A 14,895-nucleotide genomic window follows, 5' to 3' on the forward strand; every position below is an offset into this window, starting at 1 on the left:
CTCATGCCCCCACCTCCGCGGTGCCGTTGTCCGCCGGGTCGGCCTCGTCCCGGGCGTGCGACATCGTCTGGCGCACCGTGCCGGGCGCCGCGCCGGTGACCTGGCCGCGGTAGTAGTCGCCCTCGTCGGTGCCCGGGAACATCGCGTGCGGCGGGGCGACCATGTCCTCGGTGAAGCCGGCGAGCAGCTGCTCCTTGGTGTAGATCAGCGACTCCCGGCTCGAGTCGGCCAGTTCGAACTCGTTCGTCATGGTCAGCGCCCGGGTCGGGCAGGCCTCGACGCACAGCCCGCACAGGATGCAGCGGGCGTAGTTGATCTGGTAGACGCGGCCGTACCGCTCGCCCGGGGAGTAGCGCTCCTCCTCGGAGTTGTCCGCGCCCTCCACGTAGATCGCGTCGGCGGGACAGGCCCAGGCGCACAGCTCGCAGCCGATGCACTTCTCCAGGCCGTCCGGATGGCGGTTGAGCTGGTGCCGTCCGTGGAAGCGCGGAGCGGTGGTCTTCGGCTCCTCGGGGTACTGCTCGGTCAGCCGCTTCTTGAACATGGCCTTGAAGGTCACGCCGAAGCCGGCCACCGGGTTCTGCCACTTCTCGTCAGACATTCTCAGCACCCTCCTCTCGGTCGCTGTCGGAATTCGTCCCGCCGCTGACGACCAGCTCCCGCTCCTCGCGGGACCGCCGCCGGGGTACGGGTGGGAGGACCTGCCCGGGCTTGGGCGGTACGGGGAAGCCGCCCGCCATCGCGTCGAAGGCCTCGGTGCCGCCGGCCGCGCGGGCACCGGCCTCGGCGGCCTTGGCCTTCCGGTCGCGGAAGAGGTCCGCGACGAAGGAGAGCAGCAGGATCGCGATCACCCCGCTGCCGACGTACAGCACGATGTCGCCGAAGTCGTAGTTCTCGTTGCGCAGCGCCCGCACGGAGGCGACCAGCATCAGCCAGACCACCGAGACCGGGATGAGGACCTTCCAGCCCAGCTTCATCAGCTGGTCGTAGCGGACCCGGGGCAGCGTGCCGCGCAGCCAGATGAAGAAGAAGAGCAGCAGCTGGACCTTGAGCGAGAACCAGAGCATCGGCCACCAGCCGTGGTTGGCGCCCTCCCAGAAGGTGCTGATCGGGTAAGGGGCCCGCCAGCCGCCGAGGAAGAGGGTGGCCGAGACCGCCGAGACCGTGATCATGTTGACGTACTCGGCCAGCATGAACAGCGCGAACTTGATCGAGGAGTACTCGGTGTTGAAGCCGCCGACCAGGTCGCCCTCGGACTCCGGCATGTCGAACGGCGCGCGGTTGGTCTCGCCGACCATCGTGACCACGTAGATGATGAAGGACACCGGCAGCAGCACGATGTACCAGCGGTCCGCCTGCGCGTCCACGATCGCCGAGGTCGACATCGACCCGGAGTAGAGGAAGACCGAGGCGAAGGCCGCGCCCATGGCGATCTCGTACGAGATCATCTGCGCGCACGAGCGCAGACCGCCCAGCAGCGGGTACGTCGACCCGGAGGACCAGCCCGCCAGCACGATGCCGTAGATGCCGACCGAGGCCACCGCGAGGATGTAGAGCATCGCGATCGGCAGGTCGGTGAGCTGCATCGTGGTGCGGTGCCCGAAGATCGAGACCTCGTTGCCCGAGGGGCCGAAGGGGATCACCGCGATCGCCATGAAGGCCGGGATCGCCGCGATGATCGGCGCCAGGACGTAGACGACCTTGTCGGCCCGCTTGACGATCAGGTCTTCCTTGAGCATCAGCTTGACGCCGTCGGCCAGCGACTGGAGCAGGCCCCAGGGGCCGTGCCGGTTGGGGCCGATGCGCAGCTGCATCCAGGCGACGACCTTGCGCTCCCAGACGATGGAGAACAGGACGTTCACCATCAGGAAGGCGAAGCAGAACACCGCCTTGACGACCACCAGCCACCAGGGGTCGCGGCCGAAGAGGGAGAGGTCCTCGACCGCCAGTTGTACCGCGTTCACGCTCGCACCTCCGGCGTCGTGCCGCCGTCCGCGGCGGCGGGGACGGACGGGCCGATCCGGACCAGGGCGCCCGGCAGGGCACCCGTGTCCGAGGCCACGCCGCCGCCGGCCGAGTTCAGCGGGAGCCAGACCACCCGGTCCGGCATCTCGGTGATCAGCAGGGGCAGTTCCACGGTCCCCGCCGGGCCGGTGACGGCCAGCGGGTCCCCGTCCTTGACGCCGGTCTCGGCCGCGGTGGCCGCCGACAGCCGGGCGTTCGCCGCGTGCCGGGTGCCGGCCAGCGCCTCGTCTCCGTCCTGGAGCAGGCCCTGGTCCAGCAGCAGGCGGTGGCCCGCCAGGACCGCCTCGCCCGCGGCCGGCCGGGGCAGCGGCTGCCGCCCGGTGGACTGCTCCTCGGCCCGCTCGCCGGCCCAGGTGCCCAGCCGCTCCAGCTCGCGGCGGACCGCGTGCACGTCCGGCAGGCCCAGCTCCCGGCCGTCCGCGTCGGCCAGCATGTGCAGCACCCGGGAGTCGGCCGGGGCCAGCCGGCGGGTCATCTGCTCCGGCCGCAGCGCCGCCTCGAAGGGCCGCACCCGGCCCTCCCAGTTGAGGAAGGAGCCGGCCTTCTCGGCGACGGCCGCGACCGGGAAGACCACGTCCGCCCGCTCGGTGACCTCACTCGGCCGCAGCTCCAGGGCGACCACGAAGGCCTCGGCCAGCGCCGTGCGGGCCCGGGCCGGGTCCGGCAGGTCCGCCACCTCCACGCCCGCCACCAGCAGTGCGCCCAGCTCGCCGGAGGCGGCCGCGGCCACGATCTGGCCGGTGTCGCGGCCGTAGCGGTGCGGCAGTTCCTCCAGGCCCCAGGCGCTCGCGACCTCCTCGCGGGCCCGCGGGTCGGTGGCCGGCCGGGCGCCCGGCAGCAGCGAGGGCAGCGCCCCCGCCTCCACCGCGCCCCGCTCGCCGGCCCGGCGCGGGATCCACACCAGGGAGGCGCCGGTCGCCGCGGCCGTGCGGACCGCCGCGGTCAGCGCACCGGGCACCGCCGCCAGCCGCTCGCCGACCACGATCACCGCGCCGGGGGTCCGCAGCGCCTCGGCCGCGGCCTCGCCGCCGGCCTCCAGGCCGGTCCGGGAGGAGAGCGCGTCCAGCCACTCCGGCTCGGTGCCGGGCGCGGCCGGCAGCAGCGTGCCGCCCGCCTTCGCCAGGCCCCGGGTCTCGAAGGGCGCCAGCGCGAAGGTCCGCTGCTTGCGGGTGCGGTGGCCCTTGCGCAGCCGCAGGAAGACCCCGGGGGCCTCCTCCTCCGACTCGATGCCCGCCAGCAGCACCGCCGGGGCCTGCTCCAGCGCGGTGTACGTGACCCCGGTGCCGGAGAGGTCCTTGCCCCGCCCGGCGACGGTGGCGGCCAGGAAGTCCGCCTCCTCGGCCGAGTGGACCCGGGCCCGGAAGTCGATGTCGTTGGTGTCCAGCACCACCCGCGCGAACTTCGCGTAGGCGTAGGCGTCCTCGACGGTCAGCCGGCCGCCGGTCAGCACCCCGGCCCGGCCGCGGGCCGCCGCCAGGCCGCGGGCGGCCGCCTCCAGCGCCTCGGGCCAGCTCGCCGGGGCCAGCGCCCCGGTCGCCGGGTCACGCACCAGGGGCGTGGTCAGCCGGTCCGGCCGCTGGGCGTACCGGAAGCCGAACCGGCCCTTGTCGCACACCCACTCCTCGTTGACCTCCGGGTCCTCGGCGGCCATCCGGCGCAGCACCTTGCCGCGCCGGTGGTCGGTGCGGGTGGCGCAGCCGCCGGCGCAGTGCTCGCACACGCCGGGCGAGGAGACCAGGTCGAAGGGGCGGGAGCGGAAGCGGTAGGCGGCCGAGGTCAGCGCGCCCACCGGGCAGATCTGGATGGTGTTGCCGGAGAAGTACGACTCGAAGGGGTCGCCCTCGCCGGTGCCCACCTGCTGGAGCGCGCCCCGCTCCAGCAGCTCGATCATCGGGTCGCCGGCGATCTGCTCGGAGAAGCGGGTGCAGCGCGCGCACAGCACGCACCGCTCCCGGTCCAGCAGCACCTGCGTGGAGATCGGCACCGGCTTCTCGTAGGTCCGCTTGCGGCCCTCGAAGCGGGACTCGGCCTGCCCGTGGGACATGGCCTGGTTCTGCAGCGGGCACTCGCCGCCCTTGTCGCAGACCGGGCAGTCCAGCGGGTGGTTGATCAGCAGCAGCTCCATCACGCCCCGCTGGGCCTTCTCGGCCACCGGCGAGGTCAGCTGGGTGCGCACCACCATGCCGTCGGTGCAGGTGATGGTGCAGGAGGCGGAGGGCTTGCGCTGCCCCTCCACCTCGACGATGCACTGCCGGCAGGCGCCGGCCGGCTCCAGCAGCGGGTGGTCGCAGAACCGCGGGATCTCCACGCCGACCTGCTCGGCGGCGCGGATCACGAGGGTGCCCTTGGGGACCGACAGCGGGATGCCGTCGATGGTCAGCGAGACCAGGTCCGCCGGAGGGAGCGCCGCTTCCCCGCCCCCGGAGGGGGCATTGGTGGCGATGGTCATGCGGTCACCTCCGTGTCGGCCCACAGGGTCGACTTCGCCGGGTCGAAGGGGCAGCCCTTGCCCGTGATGTGCTGCTCGTACTCGTCGCGGAAGTACTGGAGCGAGGAGAAGATGGGGCTGGCGGCGCCGTCGCCGAGGGCGCAGAAGGACTTGCCGTTGATGTTGTCGGCGATGTCGTTCAGCTTGTCGAGGTCGGCCATCTCGCCCTTGCCGTCCTCGATGTCCCGCAGCAACTGGACGAGCCAGTAGGTGCCCTCGCGGCAGGGGGTGCACTTGCCGCAGGACTCGTGGGCGTAGAACTCCGTCCAGCGGGTGACCGCGCGGACCACGCAGGTGGTCTCGTCGAAGCACTGGAGGGCCTTGGTGCCCAGCATCGAGCCGGCCGCGCCGACGCCCTCGTAGTCCAGCGGGACGTCGAGGTGCTCGTCGGTGAACATCGGGGTGGAGGAGCCGCCCGGGGTCCAGAACTTCAGCCGGTGGCCGGGCCGCATCCCGCCGCTCATGTCCAGCAGCTGGCGCAGGGTGATGCCGAGCGGGGCCTCGAACTGCCCGGGGCTCGCGACGTGGCCGCTGAGCGAGTAGAGCGTGAAGCCCGGGGACTTCTCGGTGCCCATCGACTTGAACCAGTCCTTGCCCCGCTGGAGGATCGCGGGAACCGAGGCGATGGACTCGACGTTGTTCACCACGGTGGGGCACGCGTACAGGCCCTCGACCGCAGGGAAGGGCGGGCGCAGCCGGGGCTGGCCGCGGCGTCCCTCCAGCGAGTCGAGCAGCGCGGTCTCCTCGCCGCAGATGTACGCGCCGGCGCCCGCGTGCACGGTCAGTTCGAGGTCCAGGCCGCTGCCCAGCACGTCCTTGCCGAGGTAGCCGGCCGCGTAGGCCTCGCGCACGGCCTCGTGCAGCCGGCGCAGCACCGGCACGACCTCGCCGCGCAGGTAGATGAAGGCGTGCGAGGAGCGGATCGCGTAGCAGGCGATCACGATCCCCTCGATGAGCGAGTGCGGGTTGGCGAAGAGCAGCGGGATGTCCTTGCAGGTGCCCGGCTCCGACTCGTCGGCGTTGACGACGAGGTAGTGCGGCTTGCCGTCGCCCTGCGGGATGAACTGCCACTTCATGCCGGTCGGGAAGCCGGCGCCGCCGCGGCCGCGCAGCCCCGAGTCCTTCACGTACGCGATCAGGTCGTCCGGGGTCATGGCCAGCGCCTTGCGCAGGCCCTCGTAGCCCTCGTGCCGCCGGTAGGTCTCCAGCGTCCAGGACTCGGGGTCGTCCCAGAACGCCGACAGCACGGGGGCCAGCAACTTCTCCGGGCTGCCGCCCCCGGCGGGCCGGGCGAGGCCCCCGTGGTCCTCGTGGGTGGACACGGACATCACTCCCCCTCCTCGGTACCGGACTCGGCGCGCGGGTGGACGACCTTGTTGTGCGGGGCGGCCTCGCCGCGGGCGATCCGCAGACCGGTCAGCGAGGCCGGGCCGGCGCCGCCGCTCGCGGCCACCGCGCCGGGCCGCTCGTCGGGGAAGCCGGCCAGGATCCGGGCGGTCTCCTTGTACGTGCACAGGGGCGCGCCGCGGGTGGGCTCCACGGGCCGGCCCGCGCGCAGGTCGTCGACCAGCGCCTTGGCGGACCCGGGGGTCTGGTTGTCGAAGAACTCCCAGTTGACCATCAGCACCGGGGCGAAGTCGCAGGCCGCGTTGCACTCGATGTGCTCGAGGGTGACCTTGCCGTCGGGGGTGGTCTCGTTGTTGCCGACCCCGAGGTGCGCCTTGAGCTCGTCGAAGATGGCGTCGCCGCCCATCACCGCGCAGAGCGTGTTGGTGCAGACGCCCACCTGGTACTCGCCCGAGGGCTTGCGGCGGTACATCGTGTAGAAGGTGGCGACCGCGGTGACCTCGGCGGTGGTCAGCCCCAGCACCTCGGAGCAGAAGCGGATCCCGGTGCGCGAGACGTGCCCCTCCTCCGACTGCACCAGGTGCAGCAGCGGCAGCAGCGCGGAGCGGCTGTCGGGGTAGCGGGCCACGACCTCCTTGGCGTCGGCCTCCAGCCGGGCGCGGACCTCCTCGGGGAAGTCCGGGGCCGGGAGCTGCGGCATGCCGAGCGATACGTCGGTCATCGGTCGACGCCTCCCATCACGGGGTCGATGGAGGCGACGGCGACGATGACGTCGGCGACCTGGCCGCCCTCGCACATGGCCGCCATGGCCTGCAGGTTGGTGAAGGACGGGTCGCGGAAGTGGACCCGGTAGGGGCGGGTGCCGCCGTCGGAGACCACGTGCACGCCCAGCTCGCCCTTGGGCGACTCGACGGCCGCGTAGGCCTGCCCGGCGGGGACCCGGAAGCCCTCGGTCACCAGCTTGAAGTGGTGGATGAGGGCTTCCATGGAGGTGCCCATGATGTTCTTGATGTGGTCGAGGGAGTTGCCGAGGCCGTCGGGTCCCATCGCGAGCTGCGCGGGCCAGGCGATCTTCTTGTCCTCGACCATGACCGGGCCCGGCTCCAGCCGCTCCAGGCACTGCTCGACGATCCGCAGCGACTGCCGCATCTCCTCGAGCCGGACCAGGAAGCGGCCGTAGGAGTCGCAGCTCTCGGTGGTCGGCACCTCGAAGTCGTACGTCTCGTAACCGCAGTACGGGTCGGACTTGCGCAGGTCGTGCGGCAGGCCCGCGGAGCGCAGGATCGGCCCGGTGGCGCCGAGCGCCATGCAGCCGGTCAGGTCGAGGTAGCCCACGTCCTGCATGCGCGCCTTGAAGATCGGGTTGCCGGTGGCGAGCTTGTCGTACTCCGGCAGGTTCTTCTTGAAGGTCTTCACGAAGTCGCGGAGCTGGTCCATGGCGCCCGGGGGCAGGTCCTGGGCGAGGCCGCCGGGGCGGATGAACGCGTGGTTCATGCGCAGGCCGGTGATCAGCTCGTAGATGTCGAGGATCAGTTCGCGGTCGCGGAAGCCGTAGATCATGATCGTGGTGGCGCCCAGCTCCATGCCGCCGGTGGCGATGCACACCAGGTGGGAGGAGATCCGGTTGAGCTCCATCAGCAGCACCCGGATCACCGAGGCGCGGTCGGGCACCTGGTCGGTGATGCCGAGCAGCTTCTCGACGCCGAGGCAGTAGGCCGTCTCGTTGAAGAACGGCGTCAGGTAGTCCATGCGCGTCACGAAGGTCGTGCCCTGCGTCCAGTTCCGGAATTCGAGGTTCTTCTCGATGCCGGTGTGCAGGTAGCCGATCCCGCAGCGCGCCTCGGTGACGGTCTCGCCCTCGATCTCCAGGATGAGCCGGAGCACACCGTGGGTGGAGGGGTGCTGGGGACCCATGTTGACGACGATGCGCTCGTCGTCGGCCTTGGCCGCGGACCGGACGATCTCGTCCCAGTCGCCGCCGGTGACGGTGTAGACCGGGCCTTCGGTCGTCTCGCGGGCGGAGGCCTCGTCGGCCTGCTGAGACGGGTGGGAAGAGGACATCAGCTGTACGACCTCCGCTGGTCGGGAGCCGGGATCTGGGCGCCCTTGTACTCGACGGGGATGCCGCCGAGCGGGTAGTCCTTGCGCTGCGGGAAGCCCTGCCAGTCGTCCGGCATCATGATCCGGGTGAGGGCCGGGTGCCCGTCGAAGATCAGGCCGAAGAAGTCGTACGCCTCGCGCTCGTGCCAGTCGTTCGTCGGGTAGACCGTGACCAGCGAGGGGACGTGCGGGTCGGCGTCGGGGGCCGAGACCTCCAGCCGGAGCAGCCGCCCGTGGGTGAGCGAGCGCAGGTGGTAGACGGCGTGCAGCTCGCGGCCCTTGTCCCCGGGGAAGTGCACCCCGCTGACGCCGGTGCAGAGTTCGAAGCGCAGGGCCGGGTCGTCGCGCAGCGTCCGGGCGACCTGGAGCAGGTGCTCGCGGGCGATGTGGAAGGTCAGTTCCCCGCGGTCGACCACGGTCTTCTCGATGGCGTTGGCGGGGAGCAGGTCCTGCTCCTCCAGCGCGCCCTCGAGCTCGTCGGCCACCTCGTCGAACCAGCCGCCGTAGGGCCGGCTGCTGGCGCCGGGCAGGGCGACGGTGCGGACCAGGCCGCCGTAGCCGGAGGTGTCGCCGCCGTTCCGGGCGCCGAACATGCCCTTGCGGACGCCGATGACCTCGCCGCCCGCGTCCCGGGGGGCAGGAACGTTGTTGCCGTTCTCGGGCGTCGGCTCGTGGCTCTCGCTCACCGGAGCAGCCCCTTCATCTCGATGGTGGGGAGCGCCTTGAGGGCCGCCTCCTCCGCCTCGCGGGCGGCGTCCCGCGCGTTCACGCCGAGCTTTCCGCCCTGGATCTTCTGGTGGAGCTTGAGGATCGCGTCCATCAGCATCTCGGGGCGCGGCGGACAGCCGGGCAGGTAGATGTCGACCGGGACGATGTGGTCCACGCCCTGGACGATCGCGTAGTTGTTGAACATGCCTCCGGAGGAGGCGCAGACGCCCATCGAGATGACCCACTTCGGGGCCGGCATCTGGTCGTAGACCTGCCGCAGCACCGGCGCCATCTTCTGGCTGACCCGGCCCGCGACGATCATCAGGTCGGCCTGCCGCGGCGAGCCGCGGAAGACCTCCATGCCGAACCGGGCCAGGTCGTAGCGGCCCGCGCCGGTGGTCATCATCTCGATGGCGCAGCAGGCGAGTCCGAAGGTCGCCGGGAAGACGGACGCCTTGCGCACCCACCCCGCGGCCTGCTCGACGGTGGTCAGCAGGAAGCCGCTCGGCAGCTTCTCTTCGAGTCCCATGTGTGAGCCCCTCAGTCCCATTCCAGGCCGCCGCGCCGCCACACGTACGCGTAGGCGACGAAGACGGTGAGCACGAAGAGCAGCATCTCGACGAGCCCGAAGATCCCCAGGGAGTCGAAGGTGACCGCCCAGGGGTAGAGGAAGACGATCTCGATGTCGAAGACGATGAAGAGCATCGCCGTCAGGTAGTACTTGATCGGGAAGCGGCCGCCACCGGCCGGCGTGGGGGTCGGCTCGATGCCGCACTCGTACGCCTCGAGCTTCGCCCGGTTGTACCGTTTGGGGCCGATTAGCGTGGCCATGACCACGGAGAAGATCGCAAACCCTGCCCCGAGGGCGCCGAGCACGAGGATGGGCGCGTAGGCATTCACGCTCCTCGCTCCTTCCAGTCGTCCTTGACCGTTTGGACCGCACACCGGCCGAACCCCCCGCGGCGCGCAGGGCGACCGCCGGAGGCATGTCCCGCCTCGCGAAGATCGTGCACATGTGAGGCAGTTCACAAGCCGGACTGCTGCGCATCCTATGCCCGTCCTTCTGTGATCTGCGACACGGGGTACGACAACTACTTTGTGATCTCCACCACCCGACGAACGATCATGAAGTCGGATGAGCGGTGATCTTCATACGTAAAGCGCCAAAGCGATCACCAGAGGTGACATCTGCGCCCGTCGTCGCAGGTGGAAGGGGGCTCGCACTATCAAACGGTGGCCGCTGCACGCAAATTGGCGACACGAGAAACCAGGTGATATAGGAATCCGCGTCCCCCGGTCGGGGGAGTCGAGGCGGCCGCGAGTGGACGCCGGTACTCGTTCACGAGTTCACGAACTGCCGCGCCCGGAACCATGCATGGCGATCCTGTGAGCTGTGCCACGCGCAATTCGCTGACGCGAAAGAGGGCTTGGCCATCGGCGTCGGCGGATGGTAAGCACCGGGCAATTCGGACGTATCTCGAAAACCCCATGATCAGAGCGGTGCGAAGCCATGTCCGATTCGCCCGTTACGCCGTCAATAAGCAGTACACGGCGTCCGATTCGGAGCCGATTCGGCCAACTGTGGCGGAGACCACGTTTCTTGATGGGAACCGCGAACGGCTGATAGCGGTTGTCCCCATGTCCCTTACCGCTCACATACCCAGCCACCGGAAGCCCCGCCGCAGCATCTCGAAGCTCGCGGTCCGCGCCGGAGTTGCCGGTGGCGTCCTCAGCACCCTGGCGATGGCCGGACCGGCGAGCGCCGCGCCCAGCGAGCCGGTCACCGAGACGCAGGAAATGCCGGTCCTGAAGCTGGACGTGGCCGCCGACGTCTCCTCCGCCGTCACCAGGTCGGCCGACGCCACCCGCGCGGCCGCCCTCCAGGGCGAGCTCGACACCCAGGAGCGGGCCGCCGAGAAGAGCGCCGCCAGCACCGCCAAGAAGGCCAAGGCCGACGCCCAGGAGAAGGCCGCGGCCGAGAAGGCCGCCAAGGAGGCCGCCGAGCGCCAGGCCGCCGAGCGCGCCTCGCGCAGCTCCGCGCGCACCACCCTGGCCGCCAAGAGCTCCGCCGGCTCGGACTCCTCGGACTCCGCCGGCTCCTCGACCGGCTCGTCCAGCTCCTCCACCGCCACCGGCTCCGCCGCGGCGATCGTCGACTTCGCGCTGGCGCAGGTCGGCAAGGCGTACGTGATGGGCGGCACCGGCCCCTCCTCCTTCGACTGCTCGGGCCTGGTCCAGGCCGCCTACCGGCAGGCCGGCATCTCGCTGCCGCGCATGTCGCAGGAGCAGTCCACGGCCGGCACCCAGGTCTCGCTGAGCAACCTGAAGGCCGGCGACGTCCTCTACTGGGGCGGCGCGGGCAGCGCGTACCACGTGGCCATCTACATCGGCGGCGGCAAGTTCGTCGGCGCGCAGAACCCGAGCACCGGCATCGTCGAGCGCTCGCTGAGCTACGACATGCCCTCGGGCGCCGTCCGCGTGCTCTGACGCGACCTCCCGCCGCGCCGGGCCCTCCCCGCTCCGACGGGCCCGCCACGGCTTCCCGGACGCCCGTCCCGCTCTGACGGGCCGTCCACGGGCCCGAAGGGCCGGTACTCCCCCGCTCGGGGGTGGAGTACCGGCCCTTCGCCGTGCCCGGCCGCCTGCGGCCGACGCCGGGTCAGGAGAGCGCGGCGGCCAGCCGGAAGCGGTCCTCGCGCTGCTCGCCGTACCGGGCCAGCGTCTGCGCGTGCGCCTCGATCAGCCGGCGCTGGTACGCCGCCTCGGCCGCGGCCCACACCCCGACCAGGTTGACCGACCGCTTGCAGGCCACGTCCGCCACCGCCGCCCGGACCGCCCGGGTACCGGCCCGGTCCCCGTCCAGGCCCAGCTGCTCGACCACGTCGTACGGGGTCGCGATGCCCGGATAGCCCGCCTTCGCCAGGCAGTCGGACCACCGGGCGAGCACCGCGCGCACCCGGGAGTCGCGCCCGGCCCGGGTGTGCGCCTCCGAGGCCAGCCCGAAGGCGTACAGCAGGTCGACGCTGTCCTTGTCCGGGGCGTAGAGCCGCCGGTAGCCCTCGCGTTCGCAGCCGCCGGGCGGCACCCTGCGGTCCCCGACCCGCAGTCCGCTGTCCGCCTCGTCCGCTTCCTCCTGGCTGCGCGGGTCCGGCCCGGACACCCCCCGGGCGCCCGGGCGTTCGCCGTACATGACGGTGTACGCGCTGTCGGAGAGCGGGGCGCGGCGCGGCTTGGCGGGCTGCAGCCGGCCGGCGTCCTTGTCGTAGCCGTACCGGGCCGCGTACGCCGGGTCGGCCAGGCCGTACAGGTACCGGTGCCGGTCGGCGGCCGGGGCCGCGGGGGCGGGGGCCCCCGAGGGCGGCCGGTAGGCGAAGCCGAAGCGGGCCATGCACTGACCGGTCAGCCGGTCCTGGACGGCGTCCATCCGGCGGTTCTCCTCGTCGCTGTCCTGGTACGCGTCCAGCGGCAGGGCGAGCGAGGCGGTGGGCGGGTTGACCGCGACCGTGCCCAGCGCCGGCTCCCCGGCGCCGTCCGCCGCACCCGCGCGGGCGCAGCCGGCCAGCAGGGCGGTGGCGAGCAGGAGCAGCGCGGCCGTGCGGCGCGCCGTCATCCGAGCTTGTAGTTCGAGGAGCTGATCTTGTTCCGGAACGTCGTCGACGCGTCGCCGCTGTAACCCCGCGGCACGAAGCCGAGACTTCCGTCGTAGTCCTTGTCGGTCCAGACCTGCCAGGTCACCACGTCGCGGTTCCGATAGGACTCCGTATTGTCGTTCACGTTCCTTCCGTAACCCGCGCAGCCGGACGGGCCTTTGAAGGTGTTGTCGGTGAAATTGACGTCCGAGCCGTACAGGTCGAAAACACACCCCGTGTTCCCGATGCTGTAGAAGAGGCCGAACTCGTCCGCCTCCAGATATCCGTCCTTCGCGTACGCGGTCGCGGGCGCCGCAGTGGTCAGGAGGGCGGCACCGAGGGCCGCGGCCGTGAGGGAGACGGAAGCGAGTCTGCGAAGTGTCTGATTCATCGCGCATTCCTCACCGTTGGGGGTCTTTGGGGGACCGGACAGCGTTGGGGGCGCTGTCGACCCGGGATTCAAACGGCGGTGACCGAGGGGGCACAAGCGAACTTCCGCAGATGGCCGAGAGTCGTCTGTGTTGTTCCCGGGCGCGCTCATAGTCTTCGGAGCCATGCGAAGCACCCCCGTGCGGCTGCGAATTGTCGCTCCGTTCCTCCTTATATCCCTTTCGCTCGGTGCCTGTACCGCGGCGAATGCACCTGCGGAGGAGGACGGCCCGGCGCCGGCCGCCGCGGAAATCGCTTATGCCGGCTGTCTGAAAGGGCAGGGGCTGGCGATGGTGGAAACGGATTCCGGTGCTCCGATCGTCGACAAGACGCAACCGGTGGCGCGGATCGCCGCCGCCGAGCGGGCCTGCCGCGCACAGCTCCCGCCGCCCCCGGCGCCCCGGCCCGCCTCCGCCGAGCGGATGGCCCGGGCCCGCGCCGAGACCACCTGCATGCGCCGCGAGGGCGTCACCTGGTACCCGGACCCCGACCCGGCCACCGGGGAGTTCGACGACCGGGGACTGAACCGCGAGCAGTTGCACAGCCTCAAGACGGACCACGCCGAGCAGCTGCGCAGGTGCGTCGCCGGCGTCGAGGGCGCGGCGGGCGCCGAGGGCGCCGAGGGCGCCGACCGCGGATGACCGGAACCGCCCGGGGGCGGCGCGCGGTGCTCGGGGTGCTCGCCGGCTCCGCCCTCATGACCACCGGCGGCCTGCTGGCCACCGTGTTCGTGAAGTCCCCCGCCCAGGCCGCCGCCGAGGCCGCGCCGCCCGCCCAGGGCGACCTGCTCGCGGCGGTCGAGCGGCGGGTGCTCGCCGACACGGTGGTGCTGCGCGGCACCGTCGTCGCCGGCCAGAGCGTCGAGGTCGCGCCGGCCCCGCCGGGCGAGGGCCGGGCCGTGGTGACCCGGCTCCCGCTGGCGGCCGGGGCGCCGGTACGGGCCGGACAGGTGCTGGCGGAGGTCTCCGGGCGGCCGGTGTTCGCGCTGCCGGGGGCCCTGCCGGCCTACCGGGACCTGCGGCCGGGGGCCACCGGGGCGGACGTCGGCCAGCTCCAGCGGGCCCTGGCCGCGCTGGGCCACCGCACCGGGCCGGACCGGGCGGGGGTCTTCGGGCCCGGCACCGGGGCCGCCCTGGCCGCGCACTACCGCGCCCTGGGCTACGACCCGCTGCCGGCCGTACCGGACGCGGCAGCCACCCTCACCGCGGCCCGGACCGCGGTACGCGACGCCCGCTGGGCACTGGAGGACGCGCAGGACGCGGCGCGGGCGCCCCGCCCGAAGGGGGCCGCCCCGGCCGCGGTGTCCCGGGAGGCGGCCCGCGCCCGGGAGACGCTGGCGGGTGCCCGGGCCGCGCTGGCCGGTGCCGAAGCCGCGGCCGGGCCGATGCTGCCGGCCTCCGAAGTGGTGTACGTACGGTCCTTCCCCGCGCGGGTGAGCCGGCTGGCGGCGGCCGTCGGGACGCCGGTCACCGGCCCGGTGCTCACGCTGGCCGCGGGCGACCTCCTGGTCGAGACCTACCTCCAGGAGGACCGGCGGCGACTGCTGCGGGCCGGGCTGCCGGTGCGGATCTCGGTCGAGGCGACGGGCACGGAGGCGCCCGGGCGGGTCGGCCTGGTCGCCGCGGACCGGACCACCGGCCCCCTCGCCGGGTCCGGGGCCGCCCCGGGCCCCGACGGCGCAGCGGGGTCCGGCGCCGACCCCGGCGGGGGTGCGGCCGGCTCCGGCGGGACCGGACCGGACCTGGGCTACCGGATGCTGGTCCGGCCGGACCGGCCGCTGCCGGCGGCCCTCGCCGGCCAGGACGTCCGGCTGACCGTCGAACGGGCCGCGACGGCCGGCCCGGCGCTGGTCGTCCCGGTCACGGCGGTCTCCGCCGGCGCCGACGGCCGCACCTCCGTCACCACGGTCGACCCCACCGGCACCCACCGCCGCGTCCCGGTCCGCACCGGCACCACCGGCGACGGCTACGTCGAAGTGGTCCCCCTGCCCCCGGCCACCCTCGCCGCAGGCGCCCGCGTGGTCACCGGCACGACCCGGTCCGGCACGCCGTGAGCCGCCTGGGCCGCCGCTGGGCGTGGTCCTGGTGGTCCTGGTCCTGCGGCACGTGGCGCACGTCCCGGCGGGCTTCCTGCCCAAGCCCGTGGTGGGCAACCCGCGGTTCGCCCTCG

At 72.5% G+C, this 14,895-nt stretch carries 14 protein-coding genes; 3 read left to right on the top strand and 11 right to left on the bottom strand.

Features of this window, described 5'->3' with window-relative positions; all coding sequences use genetic code 11:
- Window position 1: 1 nt before the first annotated feature.
- The 9 genes from nuoI to AB0O40_RS16595 are packed head-to-tail and all read right to left on the bottom strand — an operon-like array spanning window position 2 to window position 9,568.
- A complete protein-coding gene (gene nuoI / locus AB0O40_RS16555; protein WP_365041204.1) occupies window positions 2–601 on the bottom strand; it encodes an NADH-quinone oxidoreductase subunit NuoI in 600 nt (199 codons plus the stop codon).
- Window positions 594–1,964 carry an NADH-quinone oxidoreductase subunit NuoH gene (gene nuoH, locus AB0O40_RS16560; RefSeq protein ID WP_365041207.1) on the bottom strand — a complete coding sequence of 457 codons (1,371 nt, stop codon included), beginning with the start codon at window positions 1,962–1,964 and terminating at the stop codon, window positions 594–596. Before nuoH ends, nuoI begins: the two co-directional genes overlap by 8 nt.
- The gene (locus AB0O40_RS16565) at window positions 1,961–4,474 is read right to left on the bottom strand and encodes an NADH-quinone oxidoreductase subunit G (protein WP_365041210.1); all 2,514 of its coding nucleotides are present in this window, start codon (window positions 4,472–4,474) and stop codon (window positions 1,961–1,963) included. Before AB0O40_RS16565 ends, nuoH begins: the two co-directional genes overlap by 4 nt.
- Complete coding sequence (nuoF, locus tag AB0O40_RS16570; RefSeq protein ID WP_365041213.1) at window positions 4,471–5,841, bottom strand: NADH-quinone oxidoreductase subunit NuoF; 1,371 nt, start codon at window positions 5,839–5,841, stop codon at window positions 4,471–4,473. The genes AB0O40_RS16565 and nuoF overlap by 4 nt, the downstream gene beginning before the upstream one ends.
- The gene (gene nuoE / locus AB0O40_RS16575; protein ID WP_365041216.1) at window positions 5,841–6,581 is read right to left on the bottom strand and encodes an NADH-quinone oxidoreductase subunit NuoE; all 741 of its coding nucleotides are present in this window, start codon (window positions 6,579–6,581) and stop codon (window positions 5,841–5,843) included. The genes nuoF and nuoE overlap by 1 nt, the downstream gene beginning before the upstream one ends.
- Complete coding sequence (locus AB0O40_RS16580) at window positions 6,578–7,921, bottom strand: NADH-quinone oxidoreductase subunit D (protein ID WP_365041219.1); 1,344 nt, start codon at window positions 7,919–7,921, stop codon at window positions 6,578–6,580. The genes nuoE and AB0O40_RS16580 overlap by 4 nt, the downstream gene beginning before the upstream one ends.
- Entirely contained in the window at window positions 7,921–8,646 is a 726-nt protein-coding gene (locus AB0O40_RS16585; RefSeq protein WP_365041221.1) for an NADH-quinone oxidoreductase subunit C, read from the bottom strand. Before AB0O40_RS16585 ends, AB0O40_RS16580 begins: the two co-directional genes overlap by 1 nt.
- Complete coding sequence (locus AB0O40_RS16590; RefSeq protein ID WP_365041224.1) at window positions 8,643–9,197, bottom strand: NADH-quinone oxidoreductase subunit B family protein; 555 nt, start codon at window positions 9,195–9,197, stop codon at window positions 8,643–8,645. Before AB0O40_RS16590 ends, AB0O40_RS16585 begins: the two co-directional genes overlap by 4 nt.
- 11 nt (window positions 9,198–9,208) lie before the next feature.
- Window positions 9,209–9,568 (bottom strand): NADH-quinone oxidoreductase subunit A, encoded by a 360-nt coding sequence (locus AB0O40_RS16595; protein ID WP_030379754.1) that lies wholly within the window; start codon window positions 9,566–9,568, stop codon window positions 9,209–9,211.
- 738 nt (window positions 9,569–10,306) lie between these two features.
- Between AB0O40_RS16595 and AB0O40_RS16600 the strand changes: the two genes are divergently transcribed.
- Window positions 10,307–11,155 carry a C40 family peptidase gene (locus AB0O40_RS16600; protein ID WP_365041227.1) on the top strand — a complete coding sequence of 283 codons (849 nt, stop codon included), beginning with the start codon at window positions 10,307–10,309 and terminating at the stop codon, window positions 11,153–11,155.
- Window positions 11,156–11,327: 172 nt separating this feature from the next.
- On the opposite strand, the gene AB0O40_RS16605 is transcribed toward AB0O40_RS16600, so the two are convergent.
- Window positions 11,328–12,278: a hypothetical protein gene (locus AB0O40_RS16605; protein ID WP_365041230.1), complete on the bottom strand. Its 951-nt coding sequence runs from the start codon at window positions 12,276–12,278 to the stop codon at window positions 11,328–11,330.
- Window positions 12,275–12,688, bottom strand: coding sequence for a peptidase inhibitor family I36 protein (locus tag AB0O40_RS16610; RefSeq protein WP_365041233.1), 414 nt, complete (start codon window positions 12,686–12,688; stop codon window positions 12,275–12,277). Before AB0O40_RS16610 ends, AB0O40_RS16605 begins: the two co-directional genes overlap by 4 nt.
- A 328-nt stretch (window positions 12,689–13,016) precedes the next feature.
- Here AB0O40_RS16610 and AB0O40_RS16615 point away from each other — a divergent pair, with 328 nt between their 5' ends.
- Together AB0O40_RS16615 and AB0O40_RS16620 are read left to right on the top strand one after the other, a co-directional pair.
- Window positions 13,017–13,367, top strand: a complete 351-nt coding sequence (locus tag AB0O40_RS16615) for a hypothetical protein (RefSeq protein WP_365041236.1) — start codon at window positions 13,017–13,019, stop codon at window positions 13,365–13,367.
- Window positions 13,364–14,779, top strand: a complete 1,416-nt coding sequence (locus AB0O40_RS16620) for a peptidoglycan-binding protein (RefSeq protein ID WP_365041239.1) — start codon at window positions 13,364–13,366, stop codon at window positions 14,777–14,779. The genes AB0O40_RS16615 and AB0O40_RS16620 overlap by 4 nt, the downstream gene beginning before the upstream one ends.
- The last annotated feature ends 116 nt before the right edge of the window (window positions 14,780–14,895 follow it).

It is taken from the genome of Streptomyces sp. NPDC089919 (genome assembly GCF_040684615.1).
GTDB lineage: Bacteria > Actinomycetota > Actinomycetes > Streptomycetales > Streptomycetaceae > Streptomyces.